This window comes from Planktothrix pseudagardhii, from assembly GCF_904830925.1.
GTDB lineage: Bacteria > Cyanobacteriota > Cyanobacteriia > Cyanobacteriales > Microcoleaceae > Planktothrix > Planktothrix tepida.
The window spans coordinates 3,497,749-3,510,575 of the sequence record NZ_LR882967.1; the positions used below are offsets into that span (position 1 = coordinate 3,497,749).

The window sequence follows — 12,827 nt, forward strand, 5'->3', positions numbered from 1 at the left end:
TAAGACTCTAAAAAAATGCACCCCTAGTCCGAAAAAATATTTAAGCTTGGTGAGGATTTCCATCCCCAATAACAGCAATTTTATGGCGATAGACTAATTCACCTCCATACCATCCTGTAATTCCTAAAAGTCCAGCTACAACTAAAGACAGAATAATTCCCCAAGGAGCAATACTATCAATAACATTATCCCACCGTAAAAATAAACTAATTCCTGATAATACTAAAGCAGCAATATTACCGACCATGTGAATCCATCCTGCTTTATGTTCTCGGACTCGATGAATTTTAAAGAAATCTAACATTCCTGTTAATCCGGCTAAAAGCCCGGTTATAATGCCACCTACAATTAACCAAAATGATGCGGTTGCCCAAAATGAGGAATGGGTGAATAAAAATAGAATATCTGTCAATAAAGCTGTTGTTAAAAATGCAACGGGAAAGGTGACAATAAGAGGATGCAGAGGATGTCCTAAAATCGCCACAGTGCTAGGAATTCCACTATCATAATATTCCCGTTCGTTGCCTTCAATTAAAGGTTCTAAATGAGTAATGCGGGTCATGAGTTGATCTCCAATTGAAAATGTAGGTAAATGTCTGAGGTTGAGCAGAAACTTCAACCAAAACTAACTAGCGGATGGAAAAGACTCAACATCGGCTTCTGCTAACAAGGTGATTTTTTGATGCTCTAAATTTAAGCGTTGAATGCGAAGATTTACCCCTTTCAAGTTAAAATTATCTAAATTTAAGAGTTCGCTAGATTCCTCAATTAACGCCTGAGTTAATTCAGGAGAAACCTTCTCTCCTTGAGAATATTGAATATCCTTAAGTTGAATCGTTTTGCGATCTAAACTGACCTCCGGTAAAGCTGTAAATGCAATTTTTGAGGATTCTCCCTTGGGGCGTGAAATCAGATAAGCTTGGAGAAAAAATCGACCATCTCCAGGGAGTTTGAATTCAACAGCTTGAGTATCAATGGTGTTCTGATTTCCCTCAACTGCTATTTCTAAACCTTGCAGTTTTTTGAGAATATAATCAGAATTAAAAGCGCGATTAATATCAACTTCTGTTAACACAACTTCAGCCGTTGCTTGGGTCGGATGTTTAAGTTCAATTTGTCCGAAAGCAACACTCAAGGGATTAATAGAAATTGCAGAAGTTTTCATCTCCATTTTTTCCATTCTCAAGTCGCTTTTCATCACCATTCCCGTTCCTGAAATTGTGGCTGAGTCAACTTGACCCTGAACTAACTTAATCGGATCAGTATTAACATTGACATCCAGTTCTTCAACTTCATCTAATTGACTAGCTAGAGTCATTTCTGCTAGTTTGCTTAAAGCTTGTTCTCCTAAACCATTGTCTTTCTGACTCACTCAAATTATCCTCAGTCTGGGTTTAGGATATTGTATGAAATTGGCTCAAACTGTTGTATCTATATTTAGGTAGAGAACCGGATTAAGTTTATACCTCCTGATGGAAAAATATCTCGATATTTGTCATAATCTATTCCTGAAGAAAGAGGAGAACAATATTTTTTTTGATAATATAGCAATCCCAAATAGGTTGTGATAATTTAAAACTGATATGAAACAGCTAGAAGTATTACCCCTGTTCCCTGTTCCCTGTTCCCTTTTGAGCAGAAATTTTGGATACAACTCAAATAGGATTGCTATAGTAGTTTTAGTAATGTTTATTTCTATTGGACAACTATGTTGGACAATTGCAGGGTTTATGAGTCGTGGTTCCCGCTTTATTGCGCCTCTGTGTCGGACTTGTTTAGAAATTTGTGAAGCTTGCGCTAAAGAATGTCAAAAACACAATAATACTCACTGTCAAAGCTGTGCTACAGCTTGCCAAAATGCAGCCGAAGAATACCGGAAAATTGCAATGGTGGGTGCTGCGATTTAAGGTTGTCTTTTAATCATAATAACGAAATCTCTAGCTATTCTCTAACTCTGTTTCCAAATTTTAATGCTTCCATCTCCATGACTACTAGCGAAAGTATGACCATCGGGGGTAATAAAAGTAACGGAATAAATTGCACCGCCTTGAGGGTTTAAACTCTCGATTAATTCTCCAGTGTGTAGATTCCAGATATTCAGGGTTTGATCAGCGCTACCACTGACAATTCTATTGCCATCGGGACTAATTGCAACGGTATAAACCCAATTTTTATGATGATTTAACGTGCGAATAAGTTGACCTTTTTGCAGATTCCAAATAAAGAGTTTACCGTCATCGCTACTGGTGACAATAAATTGATTATCGGGACTAATAGCTAAAGATCGAATATAAAATCGTTGAATTAAAGTTCGGCAAATTTTCATATTTCTCAAGTCCCAAATAATCACTTTTCTATCCCTTCCCCCACTAACAATAAAATCCCAATTGGAAGTCATATCGACACAATCAACACCCCCAGAATGTTTATAAAGGGTTCTGAGGTTTTCTCCAGTGGCGACTTTCCATAACTGCACGCTATAATCCCAACAGCCACTAATTAAGTTTTCGCCATCGGGAGTAAATTTTAAACTGGTAATATAATGGGAATTAAGCTTAATAGTTTTGATTAATGCTCCGGTTTGTAAATTCCAGAGTTTTATAGTATTATCACAACTCCCACTGGCAATTATAGAAGAATTGGGACTAATAGCAACGGCATAAATATGATCGTGATGTCCGATAAAACTGTGCAATAGTTCTCCAGTTTGAGGATTTAAAACCTTAACGGTTTTATCTTTACTTCCGGTGACTAAAATTTGACCGTTGGTGCTGATAGTACAGCAAAAAATATTAGCGGAATGGAGTTTTAGAGTTTGGATACAATTCCATTTTTCGACTGTTGAGAGAGGTTCATTGATTTTTTGAACATCTCGAATCATGAAATTAATTTCTTGAACTGCCTTAATATTCCCTTGTTTAGAATATAAATCGGAAGCATCTAATAAATTATCAATGGCTGCCTGTTTTTGACCTATTTTAAAATAAGCTATTCCGCGATAACGATAGGCATCTGCATAAGTAGGTTGTAGTTGTAATGCTTTCGTATAATTTTTAATGGCGGTTTGATAATCTCCCTGTTGTTCAGCACAATTTAACCCAGATTCTAGGTAAAAATCAGGATTATTGGTTAAGCCTTTTAAGAAATTCCTTAGACCGTCGCCATAATGTAAGTCATTAATCTGCAATTTAACAATACTGTGATTTTGATAATATTCTAAACTGATTTCTTTTTGTTCAATGCGCTTCTGAAGTAAACGAGCGGGAAGAAACCCAGCAATAATAGCAGAATATTCGGATTTAAACTCATCAAATTTAACAATAGTCTGAGAATTAGAATAAATTAAGATACAAACAATAGCTTGATTTTTAGTAATTTCTTCCCAACTCACCCACCATTGCGCCATTGTTGGAGAACTATAGCGAGTTTTCACTTGAATTCCAATCGAATAATCCGTACTAATACGGAGATCGATCAGACCATCGCCAGTTTCTGGGATAATTTCATAGTTAATATTACCGACAAAATCTCCTAAATATTTCTTAACGATTTCTTCTCCCAGTTTTCCCATCATCGTATTTCTGAAAACCACTTGAGGGTCAGCTTTGCGATATTTTCTAACCATATCCCAAGCGTGTTGACGAATGGGGTTTAAGTCCTGACCCGAAAGGGTTTTAATCTCTCCATAAATTCCCGGTCTTTCATAAAAGAGTAAACTATTTAATCCATTTTTGAGGCGATGAATAAACTCAGCTTGTTTGTCTTTAAGATAATCATTCATGTACATAGGTCTTGTGATTCCTTTTGAATTGGTGCAATCCCTAGTGTGATTTTAATTGATTAAGGTTATAAATAAAAAATAAAGTTAAGCGTAGTTTAAATTGTAAAATAAATTCTGTCTTTCCTCCCTAACCCCTTCAGTATCCGCCCGGGTCATTCCCCAAATGCCCCTTTTATGGCAATCTATTAGTTAATAGGAGACACAATTCTGATCGCTGATTGACAGAAATCTATTATTAACTATGCAAACTTTACCTGTTCCAACTCAACCGACATCCGATCAAACTCCGGTGGATACGATGATTCACCGTCGCAAGACTCGTCCTGTCCAGGTGGGGACGGTGACCATTGGTGGGGGTTATCCCGTTGTTGTCCAATCGATGATTAATGAAGATACGATGGATATTGATGGGGCGACGGCGGCGGTACGTCGTTTGCATGAAATTGGGTGTGAAATTGTGCGGGTGACGGTTCCGAGTGTGGGTCATGCGACGGCTGTTGGCAAAATTAAACAGAAATTAGCCGAAACATATCAACCTGTTCCCTTAGTGGCGGATGTTCATCACAATGGCATGAAAATCGCCCTGGAAGTGGCAAAATATGTCGATAAAGTGCGAATTAATCCAGGGTTATATGTGTTTGAAAAACCGAAAAGCGATCGCACCGAATATACTCAATCTGAATTTGATGAAATTGGCGATAAAATTAGGCAAACCTTAGAACCTTTAGTGGTTTCTTTGCGTGATCAAGGAAAAGCCATGCGAATTGGTGTGAATCATGGTTCTTTAGCAGAACGAATGTTATTTACTTATGGCGATACTCCCGAAGGCATGGTGGAATCGGCGTTAGAATTTATTAAAATATGTGAATCTTTGGATTTTCAAAATATTGTGATTTCCCTCAAGGCGTCACGGGTTCCGGTGATGGTCGCAGCGAACCGTTTAATGGTCAAACGGATGGATGAATTAGGGATGGATTATCCCTTACATTTAGGGGTGACAGAAGCCGGAGATGGAGAATATGGTCGGATTAAATCAACGGCTGGAATTGGTACATTATTAGCTGGAGGAATTGGCGATACCATTCGGGTTTCTTTAACCGAAGCACCTGAAAAAGAAATTCCCGTTTGTTATAGTATTCTGCAAGCGTTAGGGCTGCGGAAAACGATGGTGGAATATGTCGCTTGTCCGTCCTGCGGTCGCACTTTATTTAACTTAGAAGAAGTTTTACATCAAGTCCGCGAAGCCACAAAACATTTAACCGGGTTAGATATTGCGGTGATGGGATGTATTGTCAATGGCCCCGGAGAAATGGCCGATGCAGACTATGGTTATGTGGGTAAACAACCCGGTTTTATTTCTCTTTATCGCGGTCGAGAAGAGATTAAAAAAGTCCCTGAAACCCAAGGGGTAGAAGAATTAATTAACTTAATTAAAGCGGATGGCCGTTGGGTTGATCCTTAATTTAATTCATGTAGAGACAATTTAATTCATGTAGAGACGCGCCTGGGCCCAGCCATGCCGTAGGCTTTTGGCACGTCTCTACTAAATCCTGTTCCCAGTTCACAGTTCCCTAGCTCTACGCGCTATAACGGTCAACAGTCAACTGAAACCTGTGCTACATTGGGCGTATTGATATTGAAATTTATATTTTCTGGTTCAACAAACAGATGGTTATTTCAAGAAGTGGGCTTGTTCTTGGTGCAACGGCAGTGATGTTAACGGCTGTAGCGGTTGCAGGGGCGGGAATTCATCTTTCGAGTCAAGCATCCTTTCGGGAAAGTCCCAAGGAGTTAATTGACGAAGTTTGGCAGGTGATCCATAAAAGTTATGTCGATGGAACCTTTAATCAAGTGGACTGGACGGCTGTTCGCACTGAATATTTAAACCGCAACTACACCAGCGACGAACAAGCCTACACCGCTATTCGGGAAATGTTGAAGAAGCTCGACGACCCCTACACGCGCTTCATGAACCCCGAAGAATTCAAAAATATGCAAATTGATACTTCTGGGGAATTAACCGGGGTCGGCATTCAATTAACCCAAGATGAAAAGACGAAAAAGTTAGTGGTGATTTCTCCCATTGAAGGTTCTCCCGCCTTTACCGCCGGAGTTCAAGCTCAAGATATTATTAGTGAAATTGATGGTCGCACCACTGAGGGAATGGATATTAATGAAGCGGTGAGTTTAATTCGGGGGCCGGTGGGAACAAAAGTTAATATTAAAATATTACGGGGAGATAAACCTTTAGATTTTAATATTACTCGCGATCGCATTGAAATTCATCCGGTTCGTTCGTCTAAAAATCCCAGTTCGGCGGGAGAAATTGGTTATATTCGCTTAAATACTTTTAGCGCTAATGCCGCCGAAGAAATGCGCGAAGCCATTAATGATTTAGAGAAACAAAATGTGGCGGGTTATATCCTTGATTTACGTTCAAATCCAGGGGGATTACTGTATTCTAGCATTGAAATTGCTCGGATGTGGTTAAATCAAGGCGATATTGTTTCTACGGTTGATCGTCAAGGGGAAACAGACCGTCAAAAAGCAAATAATCGCGCTTTAACCAATAAACCTTTAGTGGTTTTAGTAGATGGAGGTTCAGCCAGCGCCAGTGAAATTTTATCCGGTGCTTTACAAGATAACAAACGGGCGGTTTTAGTGGGAACAAAAACCTTTGGGAAAGGGTTAGTTCAATCTGTCCGAGGGGTGGGAAATGGTTCAGGTTTAGCCGTAACCATTGCGAAATATTTTACTCCCAGTGGTCGAGATATTAACCATGAAGGAATTCAACCAGATATTAAAGTTGAACTCACCGAAGCCCAACGAGATGAGTTAAGAAAAGATCGGACAAAAGTAGGAACAACGGATGATCCTCAATATGTTAAAGGGTTAGAAATTCTCAAGGGTGAAATTGCTAAAACAAAACAAGGAACCCAAGCTCAATCTAAATAATTAGAAGCGAGAATATAGGGGCGGGAACACTCGCCCTTAATGATTAATGATAACATTTTCTGTGAAAATTCTACGAAAATTGAAGATGAAATCCTTAAAGGGGCGCTACAGATAAAATTTATGGCTAGCAAGTTCCGCCAATCTGGTTATCATCCGATTCGCAAGCTAAAAGTAATCTTAGCAGGTCTTCATATTGCGATCGCAACGGAGTTTAGTGTTGCTTACAAAGTCATTGTATCTGTCGTCGTCTTAGTCATTGCTGTGATTTTTAGTCAATGGCAGGATCTAATGTTGATTTTTCTAGCTACAGGCCTAATGTTAATCGCTGAATTATTCAATAGTAGCATTGAAGGTTTATGTGATTTTTTGGAACAACAGTATGATGAGAGAATTCGCGCTATCAAAGACATTTCTGCTGCTGCTGTTGGCATCAGTATTTTAATTTGGGCAGTAGCTTTAATTTTTGAAAGCCACCATCTGTGGTCGTTATTCAATTTGTTTATTCCCTAGAAAATTTTTCAAACAACAAAACCTCATCTCGATAATATTTTAATTGAAAATTAGGGTTATTTTGCAAACGTTTTACTAACCCAATGATTAATTCAGGAGAACTCGGCCATCCGGGGTGACGTTGGTTTAATAAGACGTATTGAAAGGGTTCTAAATCAAGTTTTTCTCGTCCTTGAATAGCGAGTTCTAAATGGGGACGATGGGTGAGATGGGGGGCAATTTTATCGGTTGTTAAGATATTATCCTTCGTTTTAATATAGCCGAGGGCTTCCCGTGTTGCTTGCCAATTATCCAGGGTTGTTAAATATTTAGAGGTAAAATAACCATATTTTGCTAAAGCAAAAAAGGCAATTAAAGACCATAAAATTATCCATTTTTTCTGTTTAAACCATCCTTCACTGTGCGCCAAATTCTCAATAACTGCTAACATCAGAAAGGGTAAAATCGCCAAGGAATATTGTTGCGTTAAGTTCTTCATTTGCAGATTTTCAGCTAACAGATTTAAAAATAAAATTGGTGTGGCAGAAATTAGGGGGGTTAAATGTCGTCCCCATAGGCCCCAAATTAGGGGAATTAGAAGTAAAATTAAGTATTCTAAATTGGCTAAGGTGAAAATTTTACTTAATACTAATCCCGGTTTTAAGATAATATTTAAAGTAATTTCTCCGAGAGAATTACCGAGGAAACTATAAACGCCAACGGCGATAGGAGGGGCTTGGGAAAAGTGGGGGATAATGAATTCTGTAGATAGGAAAAACCAGAAGAGTCCTAAAATGATTGAGACAATAGCATAACGGGTTTTTTTCTCAAAGATGAATAACCAAACTCCCATTGCGATTAATAATAAAGATAAAACTTCTTTGCAACCTAAAATAATAAAAATTGTGAAAATAAATCCTAAAATCTTATTGCTTCTAGCAAATAAAACTGCATATAAAATTGCAGGTAAAGCAATCACTTCGGGGTGAAAATCAAATAAATTAACATTAAAAATTAATGGATATAATAAATACACAAAAGCTAAGGTTTGAGCTTTGGTTTCCTTTAAACTTGCTTGTAACGATAGCTGATAAGTCGGTAACGCACCCAGGGACAGGGAAAAAGCTTGAATCGCAAATAACCAATGAACATCAGGATAAAGTTTATAAAATAAGGCAATAATATACAAAATATAAGCAGCATGATCCCCTAAAATATGTAATCCTCGAAAAGAGACAAAGGGTTCTTTTCCTTGGCTAATTAAGTAAATACCATTATCAAAAATTCCTAAATCATAAGCATTGGATTGAAATAAAGCATGACGTAAACTGCTAAAAGCAAATAAAAGGAAGCTATTAATAATGATTGCTGTTATGACTGGATGAATTTTAATTGTTTTAAATAAAATATTCATATTATTATGGTTTAATTTTGTTCATCCAGTCGGAAATTGTTGAAAATTCGGCTTGCTTTTTTAGCCAAATTAAATACTTTTCTAGTCGATTTAATAAATGAATTCCTGATAAACGTTTCACGGAATTGGGAAGTTTAAATTTAGAAATATCGGTAAATTCCCAAGGATGAAAATTGAGATTGAGATAGCGATCGCTATCGAGGGTAATTTGAGAGGCGAACTGAATTAAAGGAAAGGGAAGATTTTTGAAACTTAACCCGAAGAGGGGAAAGCGGACAAAGGGTGTTACGGAGATGGGAAGATTGAGTAAATGATCACAATAATGAACTGTGCGACGTTTACCCTGATAATAATTAGAATTGAAGGAAGAATGGTATTGATATCCTGATGCTAAAATCGCTTGTTCATTAATAATTTGCTGTTCCCCCATACGGAACCCAGAAACCATTTGTCCCGAAATTTCTTCTAACACTTGTTTGGATTTCCACAAATCTTCCGGGGAGAATTGGGAATGATAGAAACCGTGAGAGGCGATTTCATGGGTTCTAGCGATCGCTTCAATTAATTCAGGATGGTGTAAGGCAAAATTTGCCGTTACAAAAAATGTCGCCCGAATCTTCAAATGTTCCAGTAAAGACAGAATATTTCTTAATCCCATTAACGAGATATCAAACTGGACAGAAGGTTTTATTTTTTCTCCATATTTCAGGGGAGCATCAAATTCTTCTACATCAAAATTTAGGAGAATATACTTCCTCATAACACCCTAAAAAATCTAATTAAGCTGTTGTACAATGACTTCTATATTATTCGGATTTCCCCCCGTAATCACCCGATCTTGACCCATATTTGCCCAAGTTAATCGACCATCAACATAAATTTCTGCCCGAATTCTATAAATCCCATTCTGTTGAATTTGGGCGGGATTATAAATCAAAGAAAAAGGAATTGGAACCTGTTGACCGCGTAAGGGAATGGTTTGTTGAGCAATATTTCTCGGCGCACGATTTGGACTGGTTGTATCTTGTAATGTAACAACAACAGTTGAATTTGAGGGTAATGCAATGCGTTGACGGTAAGTGATTGTTCCAGTTACTTTTGATTCTTGGGGTCTTTGATTTCCTTGGGTTCTGAGTACCCGTTCTGTAATTGGTCTTTGATTATTATTCGGTTGAATTGTGAAGCTTCTGGAGTTCACTTGATAGGATGCTTTTTGAGAATTTCCTGCATAACCTTCTCGCTGTTGTTGTACAGAAAACCGATCAAATAGTTGTCCATTACGATAACTTACCGCCATGAATAAACCCGATTGTCCTTGACAAATATTAATGTGATAATTCTCTGTCATAAAATACGCTTCCTGGGGAACACCACGACAACCTTGGGTAGCAAAATCTATTTCTCGTTGTGCGAGGACGGGAGGAATAATATTAAGGGCTGATGTTAGAGTTAATAATGTAGACGTTAGGAATAAACGGACAAGAAATGGACTTTTTTGTTGATTTTGGGTGCTGATCATCTTTTTCCATTGTAATTTGCTCAAATTGATATTATATAGCAATCCTAAATAGGTTGTGGCAAAATCCCATACATAAAAATTTTGGGGAAATCAAAAATTTGACCCTGAGCGAAAAACTCGAATAGCCACTTAATTACTTTAAAAGATGGGCATAAATGATAAAATTTTCTCACGAAATTTTTGGTTTGTAACCAAATATCTTCTACAGGATTTTGTTCAGGTGCATTGGGGGCAAAATTTAGACAAGTAATCCGCCATTCTTCTTCCGATAAATTTTGATTAACTTCAGTTAAATAATCTCTAAACTTTTGAGAACAATGATAAGTGGCATTATCCCAGACTATAGCTAACCTTTTCCCCGGATTTTGCTGCTGTAAATACTGGATAAAGTCTACGGTATTTTCTGTATTTCCCGCCGCATAACCTTTGATAATAAATTCTTTCGTTTGGTAATCTAAAGCTCCATAATAAGTTTGCCTTTCTTTTTGATTTTTGATCGGAATTTCTATTCTTCTATCTGTTCTTCCCCACACATACCCTAAAATATCTCCCCAGAGAAGATGACATTCATCAATCATAAACACCGTCAGCTTTCCCGCCTCTATTTCTTCTTTCCAACTCGCTAACTTTTTTTCAATTTCTTCCTTTTTCTCTTGGACTAACTGCTCATTCTTAGCCGGATTCTTCTTTTGGCTTTTTTTCCAACTGATGCCAGCCTCTTCCAGCAAGCTATAATAACTTTGATGGGATTGAAACACGACTCCATACTCCCTTTCTAACAAAACTTGTAAATCAGACAATCTTAACCAATCTCTTTCCCTTAATTCTTCAATAACTTTCTGTTTATCTTCGGGACTTAGATAGCCTTTTCTTCCTTTATATTGGAGTTTTAAACTCTCTACTCCTTCCACAAGAACCCGATTTTTCCACTGGCTAATAAATCCTTTATAACTTGTAATAAGTCTTGAATTTCCCGGTAGGCTTTCCCTTGTAATTTGAGTTTGACAGCGATCGCTCTTTTAATTTCTCTAGGATCTTTTGTCTGATTGATAAAATTGTCTATTTCGTTGATTAGATTCATTTTCCGTTGCCAGCTTTGGAGGATTATTGCTAACCTTACATTTATTATAACTCATTTGGAAGTGCTATATCATTATTTTTTCATACCATAAACCCTTAAGCTACCCAAAGATGTTGAGCAAAGCGAAGTGAAAAACTAATCAGTAACAGGGTGAAAAATCCCAAGGTCACATAACCCCAACGGCGATGATGGGATAGCATTACTCCTAAAGCTAAACTAACAGAAACAATCCCATAAGCTAAACGACTGAGGGAAATTGTACCGCCAGACGCTAATAATAAACCCAAGGCACAAAAACCATAGTTCACTGCTAATAAACTAAGTTCATGGCGTAAATACCACAGTAAATAACCACCCCCTAAAATAATCGATGTATTGAGTAAGGGATCACCTGCAATTAACCATAAAATAAACAGTAAAAAACAGAAACTATAATCAAATTTTACCTCTCCTAATTGATCACGATATCGCCAAAGTAAATAACCTATTATAGCAATAATTATAACTAAAAGTGGATGCCAAGGATCAACAATTGCACCTTTTTTCCAATTTTGAGAACCGATTAAAATTTGCATCACCATTTTCAACCAGCCTTGACTATCAAATCCGGTTTGGCGTTGCCATTGGGTGTGTTGAACAGTAATAAAGGCAATGGGATTATTAAATTTTAGCCAACAATAGAGGCTATAAAATAATAAACCACAGCCACTTAATAAACCCGACAAATAAGCGATCACAGGTTTTCGTTTTTGCCAAGCTGTAATTAGAAAAGCTGGAATTAAAGCGATTCCAGTAATGCGCGTTGCTGTGGCTAAACTCCCCCATAAAATCACTTGAGGATATTTTTCTAAATCAAAGGCTTTTAAGGCAGCAATACTCAAAAATAAAAATAAACCTTCCGTATAAATAACAGTGCCAAAAATCGATAAAGGACACCAAGCTAATATAGCCGTTGCCCAACGGGCAGCCTGAGAATTATTGGTGATTTCCACCCATTGATACAGTAAAATTAAAGCTCCCAAAAAAGCTAAATTATTAATTAAAATGCCTGCTACTTCAAAGGATAAACCTAAATTCATTAATCCTCGAATTAATAACGGAAATAATGGAAAAAATGCCACATTTCCGCCCGGTTCTGTCTGATTAATGACTTCATATCCAGAGGTGGCAATAATTTGGTAGAGGGGACTATCCCAAGCTGAAAAAACCTCCCAACCCCACTGAGAAGAAACAGGAGAAAAGAAAGCAATTGCAAAAAACGTCAACAGAATAATGCTGCGACTCAGTATCCCCATTGTTAAGGCAAAAATAATCCCATTAGATTGACAAACATTGGCAATTTTAGTTAAAAAATCTTGTGATTTAGCAAAAAGTTGAGTTAGCACCTTCTGAGAATTCATGGGTTGTTCTTTCACGCCTTTATTTACAATTCAATTAAAAATCAACTTTAATTTACAATTAGAGAAATTCTACCAAGGATCAGGCAAAATTGAAATTCTTAAGAAAAATGGCAGATTCCGATAAACTATGCTAGAAAAATGAACAAGAGAAGAAAAAGCTGACCACTGCTTTCTCTGTAACTCAAAAC

General features: G+C 37.3%; 12 protein-coding genes. 4 read left to right on the forward strand and 8 right to left on the reverse strand.

Features of this window, described 5'->3' with window-relative positions; genetic code table 11:
* Positions 1-40: 40 nt before the first annotated feature.
* Positions 41-562: a DUF2231 domain-containing protein gene (locus tag NMK36_RS14780; protein ID WP_072716833.1), complete on the reverse strand. Its 522-nt coding sequence runs from the start codon at positions 560-562 to the stop codon at positions 41-43.
* Between the two features lie 63 nt (positions 563-625).
* Positions 626-1,372, reverse strand: a complete 747-nt coding sequence (locus tag NMK36_RS14785; protein WP_254174056.1) for an LmeA family phospholipid-binding protein — start codon at positions 1,370-1,372, stop codon at positions 626-628.
* Positions 1,373-1,685: 313 nt separating this feature from the next.
* On the opposite strand from NMK36_RS14785, the gene NMK36_RS14790 reads away from it, so the two are divergent.
* Positions 1,686-1,907: a hypothetical protein gene (locus tag NMK36_RS14790; protein ID WP_072719450.1), complete on the forward strand. Its 222-nt coding sequence runs from the start codon at positions 1,686-1,688 to the stop codon at positions 1,905-1,907.
* A 41-nt stretch (positions 1,908-1,948) separates the two neighbouring features.
* Here the strand turns inward: NMK36_RS14790 and NMK36_RS14795 are convergent, their stop codons facing one another.
* Complete coding sequence (locus NMK36_RS14795; RefSeq protein ID WP_083580019.1) at positions 1,949-3,787, reverse strand: tetratricopeptide repeat protein; 1,839 nt, start codon at positions 3,785-3,787, stop codon at positions 1,949-1,951.
* 235 nt (positions 3,788-4,022) lie between these two features.
* On the opposite strand from NMK36_RS14795, the gene ispG reads away from it, so the two are divergent.
* The 3 genes from ispG (at position 4,023) to NMK36_RS14810 (ending at position 7,246) form a co-directional block, all read left to right on the forward strand.
* Complete coding sequence (ispG, locus tag NMK36_RS14800; RefSeq protein WP_254174057.1) at positions 4,023-5,243, forward strand: (E)-4-hydroxy-3-methylbut-2-enyl-diphosphate synthase; 1,221 nt, start codon at positions 4,023-4,025, stop codon at positions 5,241-5,243.
* A gap of 206 nt (positions 5,244-5,449) precedes the next feature.
* Entirely contained in the window at positions 5,450-6,736 is a 1,287-nt protein-coding gene (gene ctpC / locus NMK36_RS14805) for a carboxyl-terminal processing protease CtpC (protein WP_072719447.1), read from the forward strand.
* A gap of 120 nt (positions 6,737-6,856) precedes the next feature.
* Positions 6,857-7,246 (forward strand): diacylglycerol kinase, encoded by a 390-nt coding sequence (locus NMK36_RS14810; RefSeq protein ID WP_072719481.1) that lies wholly within the window; start codon positions 6,857-6,859, stop codon positions 7,244-7,246.
* Here the strand turns inward: NMK36_RS14810 and NMK36_RS14815 are convergent.
* The 5 genes from NMK36_RS14815 to NMK36_RS14835 form a co-directional block, all read right to left on the reverse strand.
* Complete coding sequence (locus NMK36_RS14815; RefSeq protein WP_254174058.1) at positions 7,236-8,639, reverse strand: DUF2079 domain-containing protein; 1,404 nt, start codon at positions 8,637-8,639, stop codon at positions 7,236-7,238. The genes NMK36_RS14810 and NMK36_RS14815 overlap by 11 nt on opposite strands.
* Before the next feature lie 4 nt (positions 8,640-8,643).
* A complete protein-coding gene (locus NMK36_RS14820; protein WP_254174059.1) occupies positions 8,644-9,399 on the reverse strand; it encodes a polysaccharide deacetylase family protein in 756 nt (251 codons plus the stop codon).
* 15 nt (positions 9,400-9,414) lie between these two features.
* Positions 9,415-10,158: a YbaY family lipoprotein gene (locus NMK36_RS14825; protein ID WP_254174060.1), complete on the reverse strand. Its 744-nt coding sequence runs from the start codon at positions 10,156-10,158 to the stop codon at positions 9,415-9,417.
* Positions 10,159-10,202: 44 nt separating this feature from the next.
* Positions 10,203-11,239, reverse strand: a protein-coding gene (locus NMK36_RS14830) for an IS630 family transposase (protein WP_139294985.1) whose coding sequence is annotated in 2 segments (ribosomal slippage) — positions 10,203-11,107 and positions 11,107-11,239 — 1,038 coding nt in all. Because the reading frame shifts where the segments join, the coding sequence is not laid out codon by codon here.
* A 95-nt stretch (positions 11,240-11,334) separates the two neighbouring features.
* On the reverse strand, positions 11,335-12,654 hold the full coding sequence (locus NMK36_RS14835) for a mannosyltransferase family protein (protein WP_254174061.1): 1,320 nt from the start codon (positions 12,652-12,654) through the stop codon (positions 11,335-11,337).
* Positions 12,655-12,827 lie beyond the last annotated feature (173 nt).

Excerpts from the sequence above, each read along its gene's own strand:
- NMK36_RS14780 (WP_072716833.1), bottom strand. The coding sequence starts at position 562 with ATGACCCGCATTACTCATTTAGAACCTTTAATTGAAGGCAACGAACGG.
- NMK36_RS14790 (WP_072719450.1), top strand. The coding sequence starts at position 1,686 with ATGTTTATTTCTATTGGACAACTATGTTGGACAATTGCAGGGTTTATG.
- NMK36_RS14795 (WP_083580019.1), bottom strand. The coding sequence starts at position 3,787 with ATGTACATGAATGATTATCTTAAAGACAAACAAGCTGAGTTTATTCAT.
- ispG (WP_254174057.1), top strand. The coding sequence starts at position 4,023 with ATGCAAACTTTACCTGTTCCAACTCAACCGACATCCGATCAAACTCCG.
- ctpC (WP_072719447.1), top strand. The coding sequence starts at position 5,450 with ATGGTTATTTCAAGAAGTGGGCTTGTTCTTGGTGCAACGGCAGTGATG.
- NMK36_RS14810 (WP_072719481.1), top strand. The coding sequence starts at position 6,857 with ATGGCTAGCAAGTTCCGCCAATCTGGTTATCATCCGATTCGCAAGCTA.
- NMK36_RS14815 (WP_254174058.1), bottom strand. The coding sequence starts at position 8,639 with ATGAATATTTTATTTAAAACAATTAAAATTCATCCAGTCATAACAGCA.
- NMK36_RS14820 (WP_254174059.1), bottom strand. The coding sequence starts at position 9,399 with ATGAGGAAGTATATTCTCCTAAATTTTGATGTAGAAGAATTTGATGCT.
- NMK36_RS14825 (WP_254174060.1), bottom strand. The coding sequence starts at position 10,158 with ATGATCAGCACCCAAAATCAACAAAAAAGTCCATTTCTTGTCCGTTTA.